General features: G+C 74.1%; 20 protein-coding genes. 7 read left to right on the top strand and 13 right to left on the bottom strand.

The genetic code is table 11. The features are described 5' to 3' along the window. Positions 1 to 95: 95 nt before the first annotated feature. The 5 genes from KBX43_RS19545 to KBX43_RS19525 all read left to right on the top strand — a co-directional run bounded on the left by KBX43_RS19545 (position 96) and on the right by KBX43_RS19525 (position 2,304). A complete protein-coding gene (locus KBX43_RS19545; RefSeq protein ID WP_064445826.1) occupies positions 96 to 689 on the top strand; it encodes an HD domain-containing protein in 594 nt (197 codons plus the stop codon). Positions 690 to 772: 83 nt separating this feature from the next. Beyond that, complete coding sequence (locus KBX43_RS19540) at positions 773 to 1,414, top strand: dihydrofolate reductase family protein (protein WP_210886326.1); 642 nt, start codon at positions 773 to 775, stop codon at positions 1,412 to 1,414. Between the two features lie 31 nt (positions 1,415 to 1,445). Then, positions 1,446 to 1,925 carry a DUF2975 domain-containing protein gene (locus KBX43_RS19535; protein WP_043323747.1) on the top strand — a complete coding sequence of 160 codons (480 nt, stop codon included), beginning with the start codon at positions 1,446 to 1,448 and terminating at the stop codon, positions 1,923 to 1,925. Next, entirely contained in the window at positions 1,925 to 2,143 is a 219-nt protein-coding gene (locus tag KBX43_RS19530) for a helix-turn-helix transcriptional regulator (RefSeq protein WP_030499989.1), read from the top strand. The genes KBX43_RS19535 and KBX43_RS19530 overlap by 1 nt, the downstream gene beginning before the upstream one ends. Further along, positions 2,140 to 2,304 carry a hypothetical protein gene (locus KBX43_RS19525; RefSeq protein WP_166455878.1) on the top strand — a complete coding sequence of 55 codons (165 nt, stop codon included), beginning with the start codon at positions 2,140 to 2,142 and terminating at the stop codon, positions 2,302 to 2,304. Before KBX43_RS19530 ends, KBX43_RS19525 begins: the two co-directional genes overlap by 4 nt. Before the next feature lie 32 nt (positions 2,305 to 2,336). Here KBX43_RS19525 and KBX43_RS19520 read toward each other — a convergent pair whose 3' ends face one another. The 3 genes from KBX43_RS19520 to KBX43_RS19510 form a co-directional block, all read right to left on the bottom strand. Next, on the bottom strand, positions 2,337 to 3,536 hold the full coding sequence (locus KBX43_RS19520) for an RtcB family protein (protein WP_064445823.1): 1,200 nt from the start codon (positions 3,534 to 3,536) through the stop codon (positions 2,337 to 2,339). A gap of 373 nt (positions 3,537 to 3,909) precedes the next feature. Then, a complete protein-coding gene (locus KBX43_RS19515) occupies positions 3,910 to 4,584 on the bottom strand; it encodes an HAD family hydrolase (RefSeq protein ID WP_064445822.1) in 675 nt (224 codons plus the stop codon). Between the two features lie 76 nt (positions 4,585 to 4,660). Then, positions 4,661 to 5,053: a hypothetical protein gene (locus KBX43_RS19510; RefSeq protein WP_113972790.1), complete on the bottom strand. Its 393-nt coding sequence runs from the start codon at positions 5,051 to 5,053 to the stop codon at positions 4,661 to 4,663. A 147-nt stretch (positions 5,054 to 5,200) separates the two neighbouring features. On the opposite strand from KBX43_RS19510, the gene KBX43_RS19505 reads away from it, so the two are divergent. Continuing rightward, on the top strand, positions 5,201 to 5,974 hold the full coding sequence (locus KBX43_RS19505) for an alpha/beta hydrolase family protein (protein ID WP_113972791.1): 774 nt from the start codon (positions 5,201 to 5,203) through the stop codon (positions 5,972 to 5,974). A gap of 10 nt (positions 5,975 to 5,984) precedes the next feature. On the opposite strand, the gene KBX43_RS19500 is transcribed toward KBX43_RS19505, so the two are convergent. The 3 genes from KBX43_RS19500 to KBX43_RS19490 are packed head-to-tail and all read right to left on the bottom strand — an operon-like array spanning position 5,985 to position 8,374. Further along, positions 5,985 to 6,491 (bottom strand): DinB family protein, encoded by a 507-nt coding sequence (locus KBX43_RS19500; protein ID WP_064445820.1) that lies wholly within the window; start codon positions 6,489 to 6,491, stop codon positions 5,985 to 5,987. Positions 6,492 to 6,535: 44 nt separating this feature from the next. Then, positions 6,536 to 7,348, bottom strand: coding sequence for a M15 family metallopeptidase (locus tag KBX43_RS19495; RefSeq protein WP_210886346.1), 813 nt, complete (start codon positions 7,346 to 7,348; stop codon positions 6,536 to 6,538). 60 nt (positions 7,349 to 7,408) lie between these two features. Further along, on the bottom strand, positions 7,409 to 8,374 hold the full coding sequence (locus tag KBX43_RS19490) for an acetylxylan esterase (RefSeq protein ID WP_210869142.1): 966 nt from the start codon (positions 8,372 to 8,374) through the stop codon (positions 7,409 to 7,411). Between the two features lie 199 nt (positions 8,375 to 8,573). Here KBX43_RS19490 and KBX43_RS19485 point away from each other — a divergent pair, with 199 nt between their 5' ends. Then, positions 8,574 to 9,599 carry a LacI family DNA-binding transcriptional regulator gene (locus KBX43_RS19485; protein WP_043323734.1) on the top strand — a complete coding sequence of 342 codons (1,026 nt, stop codon included), beginning with the start codon at positions 8,574 to 8,576 and terminating at the stop codon, positions 9,597 to 9,599. A 15-nt stretch (positions 9,600 to 9,614) separates the two neighbouring features. On the opposite strand, the gene KBX43_RS19480 is transcribed toward KBX43_RS19485, so the two are convergent. The 7 genes from KBX43_RS19480 to KBX43_RS19450 form a co-directional block, all read right to left on the bottom strand. After that, positions 9,615 to 10,901, bottom strand: a complete 1,287-nt coding sequence (locus KBX43_RS19480) for a D-alanyl-D-alanine carboxypeptidase family protein (RefSeq protein ID WP_069088600.1) — start codon at positions 10,899 to 10,901, stop codon at positions 9,615 to 9,617. Between the two features lie 100 nt (positions 10,902 to 11,001). Further along, the gene (locus tag KBX43_RS19475) at positions 11,002 to 11,724 is read right to left on the bottom strand and encodes a polysaccharide deacetylase family protein (RefSeq protein WP_069088599.1); all 723 of its coding nucleotides are present in this window, start codon (positions 11,722 to 11,724) and stop codon (positions 11,002 to 11,004) included. Beyond that, entirely contained in the window at positions 11,721 to 12,884 is a 1,164-nt protein-coding gene (locus tag KBX43_RS19470; protein WP_210886322.1) for a glycosyltransferase, read from the bottom strand. Before KBX43_RS19470 ends, KBX43_RS19475 begins: the two co-directional genes overlap by 4 nt. Positions 12,885 to 12,938: 54 nt before the next feature. Continuing rightward, positions 12,939 to 14,207 carry a D-alanyl-D-alanine carboxypeptidase family protein gene (locus KBX43_RS19465; RefSeq protein ID WP_166455882.1) on the bottom strand — a complete coding sequence of 423 codons (1,269 nt, stop codon included), beginning with the start codon at positions 14,205 to 14,207 and terminating at the stop codon, positions 12,939 to 12,941. Between the two features lie 100 nt (positions 14,208 to 14,307). Beyond that, positions 14,308 to 14,724 carry a protein-tyrosine phosphatase family protein gene (locus tag KBX43_RS19460; protein ID WP_210886319.1) on the bottom strand — a complete coding sequence of 139 codons (417 nt, stop codon included), beginning with the start codon at positions 14,722 to 14,724 and terminating at the stop codon, positions 14,308 to 14,310. A gap of 98 nt (positions 14,725 to 14,822) precedes the next feature. Next, positions 14,823 to 15,443, bottom strand: coding sequence for a hypothetical protein (locus KBX43_RS19455; RefSeq protein ID WP_043323730.1), 621 nt, complete (start codon positions 15,441 to 15,443; stop codon positions 14,823 to 14,825). Positions 15,444 to 15,456: 13 nt separating this feature from the next. Continuing rightward, positions 15,457 to 17,241 carry a DUF4012 domain-containing protein gene (locus KBX43_RS19450; protein WP_210886296.1) on the bottom strand — a complete coding sequence of 595 codons (1,785 nt, stop codon included), beginning with the start codon at positions 17,239 to 17,241 and terminating at the stop codon, positions 15,457 to 15,459. Between the last annotated feature and the right edge of the window lie 29 nt (positions 17,242 to 17,270).

The raw sequence follows: 17,270 nt of genomic DNA, 5'->3' as shown, positions 1-17,270 counted from the left end.
ATCGATCGACGGGAATCGGGCGAGCGGCCGCTTCACGCTCGGCTGCTCGTCCATCACCGCTGGTGAGGCCGCAGCGACCCGGTACGCTCGCCCCGATGACCTCCGACGCCCTGCGCCGCGCCCTCACCGAGCCGGGTGACCCGCCGCTGCTCGCGCTGCCCGGCGTGGCGGTCGAGCTGCTGGCCGCCCTCGCCGCCCCGCCGCGCCTCGGCGCGCACCTGCGGCTGGTGCACGACGTCGCCTGGCACCTGACCGCCGCGTTCGCCGACCGGTTCGCCGCGGTGCCGTTCGACAGGCAGGCGGTGCTGTTCGGCGCCGCGGTGCACGACCTCGGCAAGGTCGAGCATCCGGCCGAGCTGACCGGCCCGGGGTCCGCGCACGAGGAGGCGGGCTACCAGTTGCTGCTGCGCTTCGGCGTACCGGAGGAGCGGGCCCGCTTCGCCGTCACCCACGCCGCCTGGCACTCCCCCGGCGTACAGCTGGAGGACCTGATGGTCAGCCTGGCCGACAAGGTGTGGAAGGGCCGCCGGGTCGCCGACCTGGAGCAACTCGTGGTCGACCGGCTCGCCGGCATCACCGGCCAGGAGCGCTGGCAGACGTTCCTGGACCTCGACGACGTGCTCGCCGAGCTGGCCGCCGGCGCGGACCGCCGGCTGGCGTTCCAGGCCGAACATCCGGTGTACGGCTGACGCCGGACCGAGGACGGCGATGAGTCCGGTGCCGGTGCGCGGTCTTCGGTGAGTCGGTGTTCTCCGAGTCTCCGGGAGGAAGCATGAGCACCAGCGAAGCGCGGGGCCGGGTGCGGGCGTTCGTCACCGTGTCCCTGGACGGCTACGTCACCGGTCCGGACGACCACGCGGGTCAGGGGCTCGGTGCCGGCGGCGAGCGGCTGCACTACTGGGTGATGGGCGGGCCGTGGACGTACGACACGCCACGCGAACCCGGTGCCGGCATGACCGCCGAGGACCGCGCGTACTTCGACGAGCTGCTGGAGGGTGCCGGCGCGGCGCTGTGCGGCCGGGGCATGTACGACGCCGCGGGCGCCTGGGGCGGCCGGAACCCGTTCCAGGCGCCCCTGGTCGTGCTCACCCACCGCACCGCCGACCAGCCCGATCCGGACGCCGGTTTCCTCATGGTCGACGGGTTCGACGCGGCGCTGGCGGCGGCCCGGCGTACGGCCGGGGACAGTGCGGTGATCATCGGCGGGGGCGCCGACGTCATCCGGCAGGCGCTCGCCGCCGGCGTGGTCGACGAGCTGGGCCTGTCCACGGCTCCGGTGGTGCTCGGCGGCGGGAAGCGGCTCTTCGAGGGCTTCGACCGGGACGTCGATCTGGAGATCCACGCCGTGCACCACTCGCGGTACGCCGTGCACGTCCGCTACGCCGTCGGCCGCCGCGCGAGCGATACCGATTGACTTTCGATAGGTTCCGCGCGATAGTCGATGCATGCTTACGGCGCAACGCGCGGTGACACCACTCCGCGCCTTCCTGGTCCTGCTGTTCGCGATCCTGGTGCTGTTCCAGACCATGTCGCTGCCCGGCCAGTTCGCCCACATGGCCCGGGAAGACCCGGACATGGCGTACCTGCGATGGCCCGCCACCGCGGTCACGGTCTTCTGGGTGCTCTGCGTCCAGGTGGTGATCGTCTGCACCTGGCACCTGCTCACCCTGGTCAAGCGCGACCGCATCTTCACCGAGGCGTCCCTGCGCTGGGTCGACGGGATCGTCTGGGCGGTCGCCGCCGCCTGGGTGGTGCTCGTCGGGGTGTTCCTCTATGTGGGCTTCAACGCCGACGACCCCGGGCTGCCGCTGCTGCTGTTCCTGCTGGTCACCGGCGTCAGCGTGCTGGGGCTGCTGATGGTCGTCCTGCGCGCGCTGCTGCGCCAGGCCACCACGCTGCGCACCGACATGGAAGCGGTGATCTGATGCCGATCGTCGTGCGCATCGACGTGGAGCTGGCCAAGCGCAAGATGAGCGTCGGCGAGTTCGCCGAACGCGTCGGGCTCACCCCGGCCAACGTCGCCGTGCTCAAGAACGGCCGCGCCAAGGCCGTCCGGTTCAGCACCCTGGAGGCCATGTGCCGGGTGCTCGACTGCCAGCCCGGCGACCTGCTCGAATGGGTCCCCGACGAGGAGGAGCGATGAGGCACCTGGCCGCCGCCGTGGCGGTGCTCGCCGTCGTGCTCGGCGTCGCCGGCTTCGTGTACGGCGAGGCCGACGACTCCCCCGGCCTGCAACTCCTGTCCGCGCTGCTCGTCATCGGCGCGGTAGCCATCGGCGTACGCGTCGCCCGGCGTACCCGGTAGGGCCGGCGCCCCCTCGACGCCGGCCCTACCGCTCAGCCCTTCACGCAGACGACCTGCTTGAGGTGGGCGACCACCTCGACCAGGTCCTCCTGCTGGGCCATCACCTCGGTGATGTCCTTGTACGCGCCGGGAATCTCGTCCACCACACCGGCATCCTTACGGCACTCCACACCGGCGGTCTGCGCGGCCAGATCCGCCGTGCTGTACGTGCGCTTCGCCTGCCCCCGCGACATCCGCCGCCCGGCCCCGTGCGACGCCGAGCAGTACGCGTCGACGTTGCCCTTGCCGCGCACGATGTACGACCCGGTGCCCATCGAGCCGGGGATGATGCCCAGGTCCCCCTTACCGGCCCGGATCGCGCCCTTGCGGGTGACCAGCACGTCCACCCCGTCATAGCTCTCCTCCGCCACGTAGTTGTGGTGGCAGGAGATCGGCTCGTCGTAGCGCACGTGCGGGAACGCCTCCCGGACCACCTGGCTCAGCAGCGCGAGCATGACCGCCCGGTTACGCCGGGCGTACTCCTGCGCCCACCACAGGTCCCGCCGGTACGCCTCCATCTCCGGCGTGCCGGCGAGGAACACCGCGAGGTCCCGGTCCGGCAGGTCGGTGTTGTGCGGCAGCCCGCGCGCCACCGACATGTGCCGCTCGGCCAGTTCCTTGCCGATGTTGCGGGAACCGGAGTGCAGCATCAGCCAGACCCGGCCGTCGTCCGGGCCACCCTGCTCCAGGCAGACCTCGATGAAGTGGTTGCCGCCGCCGAGCGTGCCGAGCTGCCGCTGCGCCCGCGTCTCGAGCTGGGCGACCTTCCGGTCCAGCGTGGCGAACCGCCGCCAGAACTCGTCCCAGCCGGCCTGCTCCAGGCCCCGGACCCGCCGCGGATCGACAGCGTCGTCGCGCATCGCGAAGCCGACCGGGATCGCCGCCTCGATTGCCGAACGCAGCGGCGCGAGGTCGTCGGGCAGGTCGGCGGCGGTCAGCGAGGTCCGCACCGCGGACATGCCGCAGCCGATGTCCACGCCGACCGCAGCCGGCGACACGGCCTGCCGCATCGCGATCACCGAGCCGACAGTGGCGCCCTTGCCGAAGTGCACGTCCGGCATCACCGCGACGCCCTGCACCCACGGCAGCGCGCCGATGTTGCGCAGCTGCCGGGCCGCCTGCGCCTCGATCGTGTACGGGTCGGTCCAGACCCGGACCGGCGCCCGGGTACCGGCCAGCGGGGTGAAACCCATCGTCGTCTCCTTGCTCGTGTCCGTCGGAGATAGGTACCCCGGAAACGGAGAACCGCCCTGCTCCGGTGTCGGGGCGGGCGGTTCGCGCGGATCGTCGCGCCGGCGCTAGACGCGCCACCACCCTGGTTGCCACTGCCGTTCCCGGCCCGTGCCCGGTTCGGGCAGCAGGGCACCGGCGCGCGGCGCTTGCCGCTCGGCGCGGGTGCGGTTCTGCTGCGACACGGTGGACTCCCCTGGTGGATCAGATCGACGTTGCCCGCTCACCGTACGGCCGCCACGCACCGGCGGCAACGCGAATTTGCGACAGCACTGAACCTTTCCGCGCACGCGCTGATTACCAGGAGCTTCACGTGAGTGACCAGCGAAAGACCCGTCAGGACGGAACCTGGGCAAGCCTGAGCACGTATTCGAATCCGCGTTTCTGCGCGGGCGAATCCACCATTGGCAGGATCAGCGCCGGTATGCCGGCGGCAACCGATCCGCCGTCGCCGGCGGGATGATCACCGACCATCAGGGTCTGGCCCGGTGCGGCATGGAGGGCTTCGAGGGCGGCGACCCAGATCAGAGGGTCCGGTTTGACGAAGCCGACCTCGTAGGACAGTACGAACGCATCGACATAGCCGTCGAGTCCATGCCGCGCAAAGCATGTGCGGATGTCCCAGCCGACGTTGCTGACGACGCCGATGCGAACACCGCTGTCACGCAATGCGGACAGGGTGGCGACGGTGTCGGCGTACGGCTCGACTGCTTCGGCGTGTGTTTCGTGCATGGCCGATGCCAGCGCCTGGTCCACCCCAGGAATCTGTTCCAGCACAGCGAGGATCGCCCGATCCCAGACTCGCGGGTCCAGATCTCGGGCGATGTGGGCCGGATCCGTGGCCGTCTCCCGCAACAGTTCCGCGAAGTCGCCGGCAATACGGTGCGCCTCGCCGACAGCCAATGTCCGGTCGATCGATGCCGCCGCGTTGCCCACCCAGCGCTCCGAGTCTCTGGCGAACAGAGTCCAGGCGAAGTCGAACAGTACTGTCGTCACGCGCCTGGCGGTCATCGCATCACCCTAGATCGACACGGCGCGTCCGGGAGCGGCGGTCGACCTGGATCGGGCCGGGCCAGGGTGCCCGGCCTCAGCCGGCCTGCCCGACCGGGTGGCGCCGCATCTCCTCCATGAACGGGTAGCGCGCGGTCAGCTCGGCGAGCGTGATCCCCGCCCGCCAGGCGGCCGCCACCTGCGCGACCTGGAGCAGGTCGGTGGCGTCGCCGCGGGCCTGGACGTCGCCGTCCACCCTCAGGTCGATCATGAAGTAGCGGGCCTGGGAGCCGAGGCTGACGCAGACCACGCCCCGGGGGGAGGTCATCTCGGCGCAGGTGAAGCGGCTGCGCCCCTGCTCGGGCGCGGAGACCGCGCCGACGTCGAGCTGGTGCGCGGCGGCGGTCGCCACGAGCGCGGGGGCGAGACCACCCGGCTCGACCAGGTCCGGGTAGAGGCGCACACCCAGTGCGGCCGACACGTCACTCATGCCTGACTCCCACTTCCTTGTGACAGAGACCAGCAGCGCGCAGGTTACGGGTGTGTTACCGGCACGCACGGCCATCCTGTCCCGTACGACCGTCCGGGGGCAATAGGAACGCCCTCATCGAACCCCTGCGAGGTACGCTCCCGCCTCATGGCGCACATCCGGTGTGACTTCTTCTCCGAGGCGCTCGGCGTGGGCACCTCGATGACGGTGCTGCTGCCCGACCCGGGCGCCGCCGGGATCGGCATGGCGGCGCCCGGCGCCGACGGTGACCCGCCGGTGCTCTACCTGCTGCACGGGCTGACCGACGACGACACGGTGTGGACGCGCCGCACGTCCATCGAGCGGTACGTGGCGCCGCTGGGGCTGGCCGTGGTGATGCCGCAGGTGCAGCGCAGCTTCTACTGCGACGAGGCACACGGCAACCGCTACTGGACGTTCCTCAGCGAGGAGTTGCCCGAGGTGTGCCGGACGTTCTTCCGGCTGTCCGACCGCCGGGAGGACACGTTCGTCGCGGGCCTGTCGATGGGCGGCTACGGCGCGCTCAAGTGGGCGTTGCGCCGGCCGGAGCGGTTCGCGGCGGCGGCCAGCCTGTCCGGCGCGCTGGACGTGACCCGCCGCCGCCACCATCCGACCCACCCGGTCGACCCGGCGGTGTGGCACACGGTCTGGGGCGACGACCCGGTGCCGGCGGACGACGACACGGTGGGGCTGCTGGAGCGCTCCGGCGACGACCGGCCGGCGCTCTACGTCGCGTGCGGCACCGAGGACTTCCTGTACGAGGACAACGTGCGGTTCCTCGACGCGGCCCGCGAGCGCGACGTGCCGGTCACTGTCGACTTCGGTCCGGGGGACCACGACTGGGCGTACTGGGACGCACGCATCTCCGACGTGCTGGCCTGGCTGCCGCTGCGCACGCGCTGAGCGGCCGGACTCAGACGCCGACCGTGCCGTCGATCGCCTCGCGGATCAGGTCGGCGTGCCCGTTGTGGCGGGCGTACTCGTGCAGCATGTGCAGCATGACCAGGCGCAGCGACACGTCCTCGCCCCAGCGGGCCTGGTGACCTGTCACGTCGAGGGACTCGGCCTCCCGCTCGATGCGCCGGGCGTGCTCGATCTCGCGCTGCCACGCCTCGAACGCCTCCGCCACGTCGGCGTCGCGGGCGTCGTACGCCTGCTGGAAGTCACCGGTGTCCGACCACACCAGCGGCACGTCCTCGGCGGCGATGACCCGGCGGAACCAGGTGCGCTCCACCTCCGCCATGTGCCGGACCAGCCCGAGCAGGGACAGCGTGGACGGCGGCGACGCCTGCCGGCGCAACTGCTCGTCGGTCAGCCCCTCGCACTTGAGGGCGAGCGTGGCCCGGTGGAAGTCGAGGAAGGCGCGCAGCGACTCCCGCTCCCCGCCGAGCAGCGGCGGGCCGATCCGTTCGGTCTCCATGAACGCCCAGCCTAGCCGCAATCGATCATGGTGGAACGGCCGCGTCACCGCAGCGACGAACCGGCCACCGGGAAGTCGAACCAGGTGTCCGGGTACGGCTCGTCGACGTAGCGGTAGTGCCACCACTCCAGCGGATAGTTCTCGAAGCCCTGCGCGGACATCAGCCGGCGCAGCAGGTCCCTGTTGTTGCGGGCGGTGTCGCTGATCCGCGCGTCGGCGGTGTGGGCACGCGGGTCGAAGCAGTCGAAGCCGGTGCCCATGTCGATCGAGTCGTCGGCGAAGCGGCGGCCGGCCGGGTCGGTGCAGGGCACCAGCGGCTGGCCGGGCGTGTACCCGGCCTGCGGGGGCCCGGAGACCGGGACCAGGGTCAGGTCGACGGTGCTGCCCCGGCTGTGCGCGGTGGGCGCGCCGATGTAACCGTCGGCGAAGAGCCGGTCCTTCGGCACGGCGGGGTAGAACTCGCCCTTCATCAGCTGGTCGCCGGGGCGTTTCGCCCAGGCGACGAAGTCGTCGGCGGCGCGCTGCGGGCGGTAGCAGTCGTACACCTTGAGGCTGTGCCCGCCGGCGAGCGCGGCGGTCTGCACCCGGTGCAGCGCCTGCGCCGCCGGGCGGGTGAGCAGGCAGCGTGGTTCGGCGTACCCGTCGATCGGGCGGCCGACGAAGTTGTGCGGGCCCGCGTACCGGATGTCGGTGCGGACGGTGGGGTCGACGGTGCTGAGGTCCACGAAGTCCGCCGGGGCCCGCGGGCCGGTCGGGGTGGCGGACGGCGGCGCGGACGGCGACGGCGACGGCGCGGGCCGCTGGCAGGCGGCGGCGAGCAGCGCGGTCGCCACGGCCAGGCCCGCCGTCGCGCGCATGCCGGTGCCCATCCGCCGTGTCTACCAGCCCGGGCGGGCCGGCATCGGCGGAACCGGTGGTCAGGCGCCCAGCACGGTACGCAGGAAGTCCACAGCGGCGGCGTCGTCGTCGATGCCGCCCGCCTCGTGGCCGTTGAACCGCCACACCGTCAGGTCCTTGTCGCCCCGGTAGTCGTGGTAGGCGGCGTAGACCGTGGACGGCGGGACGATCTCGTCCATCAGCGCGACGGAGAACCGGGCCGGCGCGGTGGCGCGGCGGGCGAACGCGACGCCGTCGACGTAGCCGAGCGTGCGCAGCGTCTGCTCCTCGCGGTCGCGGTGCACGGCGAGGTAGTCCCGGATCTCCCGGAACGGCGCCGAGTCGGTGATCATGATCGCGCGCGGGATGTCGCAGAGGAACGGCACGTACGCCACCGCCGCGCGTACCGACGGCGCCAGCGCGGCGGCCGCGAGCGCTGCGGCCCCGCCCTGGCTGTGACCGAGAACGGCGATCCGGTCCGGGTCGACTGCCGGCAGCTCACGCGCGGCGTCCACGGCGCGGACCGCGTCGGTGAGGAAACGACGGTAGTAGTACTTGTTCGGGTCCTCGATGCCCCGGGTGGCCATGCCCGGCGCCTGCGGCCCGGCGGCGGCCACGTCCGGGGTGTCGCCCCGGCTCCACCCCGAGCCCTGGCCACGGGTGTCCATCTGGAGGTGGGCGAAGCCGGCCGCGGACCAGAGCAGGTTCTCCAGCGCGTGGCCGCGCCCGCCGCCGTACCCGACGTACTGCACGATCGTGGGCAGCGGGCCGGACGCGCCGCGCGGCGCCCGCAGCCACGCGCGGATCGGCTGTCCGGCGAAGCCGGGGAAGGTCACGTCGAAGACGTCGACACCGGTCAGCGGCGTCGGCAGCGGGGTCGCCGTCACGGGGTCGCCGCACGAGCGCGCCTGTGCGAGAGTGTCAGCCCAGAAGGCGTCGAAGTCGGCAGGCTCGTGCAGGTCGCTGCGGTAGGTACGGAGTTCGGCCTCGGTCAGGTCGGTGAGCACGCCTCGGTCTTCCTCGTCGTTCGTCGGGGGTGGACGGCGAGCCGCCGGAAGATGACTGGCGCATTTCCGGAACGTTTCCGCAACTCGTGCGAACGCTAGGGCCGGTCCGGCCTGTCGTCAAGCCCTCTGCGTACGGCAAGATGTGCGTGGGGCGGGACGGTCTACCGGTCGGTTCCGGCAGCCGGCGAAGGGAACACGGGTGAGCGCGGACGACGAACGCAGGGTGACCATCACCGCGATCGCACGGGAGGCCGGCGTCTCGGTCCCGACCGTGTCGCGCGTGCTCAACGGGCGGTCCGACGTCGCGCCGGACACGCGGGAACGGGTCGAGGAGCTGCTGCGCCACCACGGCTACCGGCGCCGGGGCAGCCGTACGGTGCGCCGGGCGGACCTGGTCGACCTGGTCTTCAACGACCTGGACAGCCCTTGGGCCGTGGAGATCATCCGCGGCGTGGAGGACGTCAGTCACGCCGCCGGGGTGGGCACCGTCGTCTCGGCGATCCACCGCGAGTCCAGCTCCACCCGGCAGTGGCTGCACAACCTGCGCGCCCGCGCGTCCGACGGCGTGATCGTGGTGACCTCGCACCTGAGCCCGGCCGTGCAGGCCCAGTTGCGCCGCCTCAACGTGCCGGTGGTGGTGGTCGACCCGGCCGCCGGCGTGGCCGCCACCGACGTGCCGGCGATCGGCGCCACCAACTGGACCGGCGGCCTGGCCGCCACCGAGCACCTGCTCAAGCTCGGCCACCGGCGGATCGGTTTCGTGGCCGGCCCGCCGCACCTGCTGTGCAGCCGGGCCCGGCTGGACGGCTACCGGGCCGCGCTGGCCGCTGCCGGTGTGGCCGCCGACGACCGGCTGGTGCAGCCCGGCGACTTCTACCACGCCTCCGGGTTCACCGCCGGTGGCGCGCTGCTCGACCTCGACGAGCCGCCGACGGCCATCTTCGCGGCGAGCGACCAGATGGCGTTCGGGGTGTACGAGGCGGTGCGCCGGCGCGGACTGCGGGTCTGCGACGACGTGAGCGTGGTGGGCTTCGACGACCTGCCCGAGGCGCGGTGGGCCTCGCCGCCGCTGACCACCGTCCGCCAGCCCCTCGTCGAGATGGGGCGGCTCGCCGCGCGTACCGTGCTGCGGCTGGCCCAGGGTGAGGAGATCGACTCGCCCCGGGTCGAACTGGCCACCGAACTGGTGGTGCGCGACAGCACCGCGGCGCCCGCCTGCCGCTGACCCGGACCGCCACTTTCAGTCCTGTTCCGGAATTTCCGGCTCGCGCAGAACCGGCCCGGTCGACATGGTGGCGGCGGCCGCCGCGGCGTGCCGGCGCCGCCGTGCCAGCAGCACCGCTCCCCCGGCCGTCAGCACCGCGCCCACCGCCACCGTCACACCGGCGCTGGGGGCGGCGCCGGGGCCCGGCGCGCCGCCACGCAGGTCGGCGTGCCCGGCCAGGGCCGACGCCCCGCCGCCCGCCGGTGGCGCGGTCCGGTCCAGCTCACCCGGCTCGACCAGCCGCCCGACCGAGGCGTCCCGAGGCTGCGCGAATCCCCAGTCCAGCAGCGCGGCGCCCTGCTGCCAGCCCCGCTGGCTGGTCACCTCGGCGCCGAGCAGCGTGACCACGAGCCGCCGCCCGCCGCGCTCGGCGGCGCCGACGTAGGTGTGCCGGGCCAGGTCGGTGAAGCCGGTCTTGCCGCCGATCGCGCCCGGGTACTGGTCCAGCAGCATGTTGTCGTTGGAGATCGCGAACGCCTTCTTGCGCAGCGCCGGCTGGGCCGGGATCTGCGCCGTACGGGTGGCGGCGTACCGGCGGAAGGCCGGGTTCGCGAAGCACGCCCGCGCGATGAGCGCCAGGTCGTACGCGCTGGTGAACTGGCCCGGACCGTCCAGCCCGGACGGGGTGACCGCGTGGGTCTGCCGCGCGCCGAGCCGGTGCGCCTCCTCGTTCATCGCCCGCACCCCGCCGGCCAGCCCGTCCGGGCCGCCGCCGAGGCGGGCCAGCGCGTTCGCCGCCTCGTTGCCGGAACGCAGCAGCAGTCCCAGCCAGATCGTCTCGATCCGGTACCGCCCGCCCTCGACCAGCCCGACCGCCGAGCTGCCCGGTTCCACGGCCAGATCCCCGGCGGTCACGGTGACCTCCCGGTTCGGGTCCAGCCGGGGCAGCATCGTGGCCGCCAGCAGCAGCTTCTGCACGCTCGCGGGCACCGCGTACTCGTGCGGCCCGCAGCCGCCGAGCACCGCGCCGCTGTCCAGGTCGGCGACCACCCAGGAGGTGGCGGTGACCGGCGGCGGCGCGGTCGACGCGGGCGGGACGACCAGCCCGGCGGTGTCCAGCGCCGCGCCGCCGACGGCCCGCGCGGCCGGATCGGGCGCGGGCGGCGGCTGCGGCGGCCGGGTCGACGGGGGCGGCACGTTCGGGCAGGGCGGCGCGGCCGGCATCCGGCGTACGGGCGCGCGGACGCCCGCCACCGCGGGCGTCGCCGACACCGGCACCAGCAGGGCGGCGGCCAGCGCCACGAAGGATCCCCAGGTCCTCATGACCCGGACGCTAGCCACGCCGACCCGAACGGGTCACCGGCTCCGGGATTCGGGCCCCGGCGCCGGGGCCACGCGGTAGGCTCCCCCGCCCGTGCCCGGATCAGCGCGCGGGCAGCCCGTGACCGCTGAGCGGGCCGACGTGCCATCCGCGGCGACGGCACTCGGCCAGCACGCGCGGAAGCGCGGCGACACCGGCCCGCCAGGCGCCCGGCGCGGCGGTACGGGAGGAGTCGTGCAGCAGGATCGTGCCGCCTCCCTCCAGCCCGGACAGGACGGTTCGCGCGACCGTGTCGGCGGTGGCCGTGGCGGTCCAGTCCCGCCCCCAGCAGCTCCACAGCACCGGCCGCAGACGCAGCCGCCGGGCGGCCGTGAGAGCCGCGGCGGTGAGCACGCCGTACGGCGGTCGCAGGAACCGGGGCGCACGGCCGGTCACGTCCGTGACCAGGTCGTACGCGCGGGTCAGGTCCCGGACGGTGCGGGCCGGGCCGCGCAGCAGCAGGTTGTCGTGCGTCCAGCCGTGCACGGCCACCTCGTGGCCGTCGTCGACCAGCCGGCGGCCCAGCGCCGGGTTGCGCCGCAGCATCGCGCCGAGCACGAAGAACGTGGCCCGGACCCGGTGTGCCGCCAGCACGTCCAGGACGTGGCCGGTGGACTCCGGGTCCGGGCCGTCGTCGAAGGTCAGCGCGACCCGGTCGGGCGCCCCGATTCCGTGCAGGCCGGGCAGCCACCGCCGCCGCACGGCGGGCAGCGCCGTGACCGACGGCGCCACCTGCAACACCGGCAGCGCGAGCGCGGCGGCCCGGGCCAGGGTCGCCGCTCTCATCGCAGACCGCCGGTGGACTGCAGCATCGCGGCGAGTACGGCGACCGCGTCGCCGACCGGGTCCAGCAGCGGGCGGCGCGTGCCGGCCGAACCCGCGGGCGGCGCCCGGCGAGCCGCCTCGGCGACCAGGCCGGCCGGGTCCTGGGACACGTCGTCGTGGCACGGGACCACCGGTGAAGTCCCGATCACCGCCGCGAGCACCGGCCCGAGCTGCTGCGGTGTGCCCGCCCACCGGCTCAGGCCGGCGCGGGCCAGGATCGCGGCGTTCGCACGCCCGTGACCGGCGATGGGCCGGTACGTGACCACCGGCAGCCCGGCCGCCAGCGCCTCCTGGCAGGTCAGCCCGCCGGCGTTCTCCACCATCACGTCGACGGCGCGCATCAGTGCCGGCATGTCGTCGACCCAGCCCAGCACGTACCGGCCGGCGCCGTGCAGCCGGCGGCGCAGCGCCGCGTTGTGCCCGCACACCACCACCGGGCGGACACCCGCCGCGGCGACCTCGGCCACCGTCGCCGGCACCTCGCCGGCGCCCCAGGAGCCCGCGACGACAAGCGCGAGCACACCGCCGGCCGGCAGGCCGAACCGCTGCCGGGCCCGCTGCCGGTCCTCCGGGCCGGGCCGGGCGAAGGCGCGGGACACCAGCGGCTGCACCACCGTGACGTCGGCGGCGTCGGCCTGACGCGTCTCGGCGTGGCGGACCGCGCAGTACACGTCCACGCCCGGCGCGAGCCAGGTCGGGTGCACCACGAAATCGGTCACGTAGGTGATCACCGGGACACGGAGCCGCCCGTGCCGCCGCAACGGGCCGAGGAGCTGGTTGGCGAACGGATAGGTGGTGACCACGGCCCGGGTGTCGGACGGGATGCGGCGGCGCAGGCGACGGCGCAACGGCCTCAGCAGCGCGCGGATCACGCGTACGGCCGTCGGTGAGCTGCCGGTCAGCCGGAACAGCGCGTGGTAGCCCCACGGGAGCCGGTGCAGCACCCCCCGGTACGTCTCGCGCACCGCCCGGTGCAGCGGGCGGGGCAGCAGGTGCAGAAGGTTCAGCCGGTCCACCGCGAAGCCCCGCGCACGCAGCCGTTGCGCCAGCTCGTCAGCGGCCCGGTCGTGTCCGGCGCCGATGTCCGCCGAGACCACCACGATCCGGCCCGGGTGCTCCATGCCGGGCGCATACCCACGGAATCGGTGTCCACGCGACCAGCCGGGACACCGGGTTCAGGCGCGGCGGCGTCCGCGGCGGCGGGACCGGCCCCGGCGGGCGGCGAGCACCGCCGCCACCCCACCGACGGTGAGGGCGAGCAGACCGGCGAGCGGCACGATCATCCGCCAGTCCCCCTCGCCGACGCGGCGCAGCGCGGTGCCGGCCGGCCCCCGCCACGGCGGCGAGACGGTACGGGCCGGCGCGGCGGCGGGAGCGTTACGGGGTTCCGCCGCCTCGGCGTCCCCCTCACCCGGCTCCACCAGCCGGCCGACCGAGGCGTCCCGGGGCAGCCCGAAGCCCCAGTCGAGCAGCTGGGCGCCCTGCTGCCAGCCGCGTACCGGCCGGGCCTCGGCACCGAGCAGCGTCACCACGAGACGGCGTCCGCCGCGTTGCGCGGCGCCGACGTAACTGTGCCGGGCCAGCTCGGTGAAACCGGTCTTGCCGCCGAGCGCGCCCGGATAGCGGTAGATCAGCTGGTTCTCGTTCTGGATCTGGAACCCGCCCTTCTTCAGGGCGGGCTGGGCCGGGATCTGTGTGCGTTCGGTGAGCGCGTACCGGCGGAACGCGGCGTCGGCGAAGCAGGCCCGCGCGATCAGCGCCAGGTCGTACGCGGTGGTGAACTGCCCGGGGCCGTCCAGTCCGGACGGGGTGACCGCGTGGGTCTGCCCGGCGCCGAGCCGGCGGGCCTGCGCGTTCATCTCGGCGACGCCGGCCTGCGTGCTGCCGGCGCCGAGACGGGCCAGCATGTTCGCCGCGTCGTTGCCGGACTGCAGGAGCAGGCCCAGCCAGAGCGTCTCCACGCTGTAGCGGCCACCGACGAGCAGCCCGACGGCCGAGCTGCCCGGTTCGATGTCGAGGTCGGCGCGGGTCGCGACGGCCACCTGCTTCGGGTCGAGCCGGCTCAGCATGGTGGCGGCCAGCAGCAGTTTCTGGGTGCTGGCCGGCGTGCCGGGGACGTGCGCCCCGCACGCGCCCAGAACGGCGCCGGTGTCCAGGTCCGCCACGAGCCAGGTGCTGGCGGTGACCGCCGGGGGCGCGGGGCTGCCCGGCGGCGCGACCAGCCCGGCGCCGGCCAGCGCCTCCCCGCCCACCGCCGCCTGTTCGGGCGTCGTGGCCGGCGGCGTCGGGCGGGGCGGCCGGCTCACCTTCGGCGCGGGCTGCCGGGGGCAGGGCACGGTGGCGCCGGGCGCGGTGGTCGTCCCGGGGGCGGCCGGCGCCGGTGCGGGTGTCCCGGCGGCGAGCAGGGTGACGGCGGTGACGGCGGCCAGGACCCGGGCTCTCATGAGAAGGCACCATACCGAGCCCGTTGATCAGGGCCGGGTGGCTCACCGGGGCCGTGACGCGGCGCCGATCGCCCGGCCCCGCTCGGTGACCGGCCGGGGGTCAGCGCACGCCGCGCAACCACCATCGTTGCCACGGCGTCTCCACCGCCTTCCGGTGGTAGCGGGACCGGACCCAGGCCACCGCCCGGGCGGGCGGCAGCCCGTCCAGTACGGCGAAGGCGGCGAGCGCGGTTCCGGTACGCCCCACACCGCCGTGGCAGGCCACCTCGACCCGCTCGCCCGCGTACGCGCGCCGCCACGCCTCCCGGAGCGCGTCGAGCGCGTCGGCGCGGTCGGCCGGGATCCAGAAGTCGGGCCAGCGGACGCGCCGGGCCGGCCATCGCGGCTCGGGGCCGGGCGCCAGCAGCAGCGCGAAGTCGGCGGGCGAGGCGGGCTCGGCGACTCGCCGCCCGCGGACGGTGGCGCCCCCGGGCAGCGTGAGCAGGCCGGCCTGATCGGTCCACGGTGTCGCGTCCATGGCCCATTGTGTCGTGTGGCACGGACACGTGAGTGCCCGCCGGACTCCGTCCGGCGGGCACTCACGATCGAGCCGGGTCTTTCCCGGCGCGCCCCGGATCAGCCGAGGCGACGGCGACGCCAGGCCATGGAGGCCAGCAGCAGCACCGCGCCGGCGGCGGCGAGGCCCCCACCGAGCTTCAGCGGCGTGCCGATGCTGTCACCGGTGACCGGCAGCCCGCCGTGGTGCGGGGACTTGGTCGGCCGCGGCGGCAGGACGGTGCCGGTGGCGCTGGCGATCCGACCGGACGTCAGACCGGTGGCGGTGAACGTGTACCGCCCGGGCCGGGTCGGCCGGTAGGTCACGGTGAAGTTGCCGCTGGCGTCGGTCGTCACGGTGAACGTGGTCGGCGCGGGCTGCGGCTGGGCACGGTTGGGCGTGTAGGCGACCGGCGCCATCGCCACCGTGCTGCCGTCGCTGCGTCGCGCGGAACCGTCGGCCGGGGCGGCCGCGGGCAGGCCCGAGATCGCCACGTCGATTCGGACCGTCTCGTTCGGCCCGAAGTTCGATCCCCGCAGGGTGAACGTCTCGCCGAGCCGGATGGTCGTCGGTGAGACGGTCAGCGACGCGACCTCGGGCGGGTAGACCGGGGGTTGCGGCTGCGCCGCCCCGGCCGCGGTCGGCACGGCCGCTACGGCCAGGCCCACCGTGAGCGCCATGATGATGCGGGATAGCCGCATGATGGTTTCCCTCCTACTGTTCACAGCTTGGTGCGTTGACTACTTGGGTGGTCCATGGGGTGACGGTGGGCGTGTGCACCAGCTCGGCCGTCCCGGCGCCGGTCTGGCCGGTGAGCACCGTGACGTCGAGCGTCCGGGTCTGCCCCGGGCGGGTCTCCACGTTGGCCACCGCCACCTGGCGGCGGCCGTCGGTGCCGCTGCCCATCGCGGTGTCCCTCCCGTCGAGCCGCCCGGTGAGGACGGCGCCCCCGGTGGGCGTGTGGACGGAGACGAAGGTGCGTGCGGTGTACTTGTCGCCGGACAGGGCCAGCCCGGTCACCGACTTGGTCAGGCCCGACTTCGGGGCGGTGGAGTGCACCGTCACCTTCAGCCGCAGCTCGCGGCGCCCGTCCGGATGGCATTCGCCGACCGTCACGGTGGCCGAGAACCTGAGGTAGTAACCGAGCTTCGCGCCGCTGCCGTCGTTGAGGAACACGCCGACAGTCGGCACGGTGTCCTTCTCCGGGAGCTGACCCGCCAGCCGGGTGTCGGCCAGCGCGCGCTGCTCATCGGATCGGACACTCCAGAACAATATCCGACGTTCGCTAATGGAACGACTAAAAACGGTCAAAAGCGACCGAGGGTCGACCGTCTTGGTGAACAACGTGTCGAACACGCCGGACGCGGCCCGGGCGAAGAACACGTCCTGGTCCTTGGTGTCCAGGTCCCGGTACGAGTCACTGAGCAGCGTCCGCACGGCGGTGGCGGCGGCCAGCGAAGGCCCGTCCGGCACGGTCACCGGGCCGACCACGCCGAGCAGGTACGACAGGACCACGGGGTCCACCGCCAGCACGCCGTCCACGGTGGTGCCGGTACGGCGGCGCACCATGTCCCGGTAGAGCGCGGCGGCGGCCGGGAAGTCCGGGCTGAGGTTCACATCCGCCGGATAGATGCCCGGCAGGTCGCCCCAGAGCCGCTTCGCCTCCGCGCCGATCTTGAGCGGTGGGTCGAAGGACCGCAGGTCCGACGAGCTGCCCTGCTTGACCAACCGGACCCGGCCGCCCTCGGCCCGCAGCACCGCGTACGCGCCGAACATGCCGCCGGTGGCGCGCAGCTCAGCCGGATTCTGCGAGACGAGCAGATAACTGCGTGGCCCGTCCGCACCGAGCAGCGGCGGCAGCAGCCGCGCGCCCCGATCCGCCGCCGAGGTCAGCTCGCCCAGTTTGTCCAGCTCCGCGCGCAGCGCGGTGACCGCGTCGCGCACCTGCGCCACGAGGCTGTCCACCGGCACCTGCCGCAACCGCTCGGCGGTGGCCCGGACCGCCTGGTCGGCCGCCGCGACCTCGGCCGAGACCCCGCGCAGGCGGGCCAGGTCCAGCCGGCCCTGCTTCGGCACCAGCGAGGCGAGGTCGACCCGCAGCAGCGTGGGGAACGCGAGCCGGGCCAGGTCGTCCACCGCCACCGAGATCTGCCGCACCGCGGCCAGGTTGTCCCCCGCGTAGGGGGCCTGCTGGCCGGCCCACCAGACCGGATCCCCGGTAGCGCCGCGCGCGGCGGCCGCCTGCTCCTGCAACGCGGCGAGCGTGCGCTGCGCCCGGGCCACGTCGCCGTCGAGCACCTGGGCGCTGAGCTCCTTGGCCAGCCCGGCGGCGTTGACCAGGTGGGCGCGGGCCTGCCAGCCCCGGAACGCCACCCAGCCAGCGGTGCTGAGCAGCACCGAGACGACGACCAGCCCGGTCAGCAGGATCCGGCGGACCCGGGCGCGCCGGCGCCGCCGCGAGCGCCGTCGGCGGCCGGGCGAAGGACCGGGTCCGGACACAAAATCCTCCTACGAGACGAATAAGACAC

The sequence above is a fragment of the Micromonospora sp. C41 genome (assembly GCF_018070485.1).
In the GTDB taxonomy this organism is placed as follows: domain Bacteria; phylum Actinomycetota; class Actinomycetes; order Mycobacteriales; family Micromonosporaceae; genus Micromonospora; species Micromonospora chalcea.
Note: the sequence above shows the minus strand (reverse complement) of the source record. Positions and strands in the feature narration are given on the sequence as shown.

What these genes read in the sequence shown, in the direction of transcription:
- KBX43_RS19545 (WP_064445826.1), top strand. Translation starts at nt 96, where the DNA reads ATGACCTCCGACGCCCTGCGCCGCGCCCTCACCGAGCCGGGTGACCCG.
- KBX43_RS19540 (WP_210886326.1), top strand. Translation starts at nt 773, where the DNA reads ATGAGCACCAGCGAAGCGCGGGGCCGGGTGCGGGCGTTCGTCACCGTG.
- KBX43_RS19535 (WP_043323747.1), top strand. Translation starts at nt 1,446, where the DNA reads ATGCTTACGGCGCAACGCGCGGTGACACCACTCCGCGCCTTCCTGGTC.
- KBX43_RS19530 (WP_030499989.1), top strand. Translation starts at nt 1,925, where the DNA reads ATGCCGATCGTCGTGCGCATCGACGTGGAGCTGGCCAAGCGCAAGATG.
- KBX43_RS19525 (WP_166455878.1), top strand. Translation starts at nt 2,140, where the DNA reads ATGAGGCACCTGGCCGCCGCCGTGGCGGTGCTCGCCGTCGTGCTCGGC.
- KBX43_RS19520 (WP_064445823.1), bottom strand. Translation starts at nt 3,536, where the DNA reads ATGGGTTTCACCCCGCTGGCCGGTACCCGGGCGCCGGTCCGGGTCTGG.
- KBX43_RS19515 (WP_064445822.1), bottom strand. Translation starts at nt 4,584, where the DNA reads ATGACCGCCAGGCGCGTGACGACAGTACTGTTCGACTTCGCCTGGACT.
- KBX43_RS19510 (WP_113972790.1), bottom strand. Translation starts at nt 5,053, where the DNA reads ATGAGTGACGTGTCGGCCGCACTGGGTGTGCGCCTCTACCCGGACCTG.
- KBX43_RS19505 (WP_113972791.1), top strand. Translation starts at nt 5,201, where the DNA reads ATGGCGCACATCCGGTGTGACTTCTTCTCCGAGGCGCTCGGCGTGGGC.
- KBX43_RS19500 (WP_064445820.1), bottom strand. Translation starts at nt 6,491, where the DNA reads ATGGAGACCGAACGGATCGGCCCGCCGCTGCTCGGCGGGGAGCGGGAG.
- KBX43_RS19495 (WP_210886346.1), bottom strand. Translation starts at nt 7,348, where the DNA reads ATGCGCGCGACGGCGGGCCTGGCCGTGGCGACCGCGCTGCTCGCCGCC.
- KBX43_RS19480 (WP_069088600.1), bottom strand. Translation starts at nt 10,901, where the DNA reads ATGAGGACCTGGGGATCCTTCGTGGCGCTGGCCGCCGCCCTGCTGGTG.
- KBX43_RS19475 (WP_069088599.1), bottom strand. Translation starts at nt 11,724, where the DNA reads ATGAGAGCGGCGACCCTGGCCCGGGCCGCCGCGCTCGCGCTGCCGGTG.
- KBX43_RS19470 (WP_210886322.1), bottom strand. Translation starts at nt 12,884, where the DNA reads ATGGAGCACCCGGGCCGGATCGTGGTGGTCTCGGCGGACATCGGCGCC.
- KBX43_RS19465 (WP_166455882.1), bottom strand. Translation starts at nt 14,207, where the DNA reads ATGAGAGCCCGGGTCCTGGCCGCCGTCACCGCCGTCACCCTGCTCGCC.
- KBX43_RS19460 (WP_210886319.1), bottom strand. Translation starts at nt 14,724, where the DNA reads ATGGACGCGACACCGTGGACCGATCAGGCCGGCCTGCTCACGCTGCCC.
- KBX43_RS19455 (WP_043323730.1), bottom strand. Translation starts at nt 15,443, where the DNA reads ATGCGGCTATCCCGCATCATCATGGCGCTCACGGTGGGCCTGGCCGTA.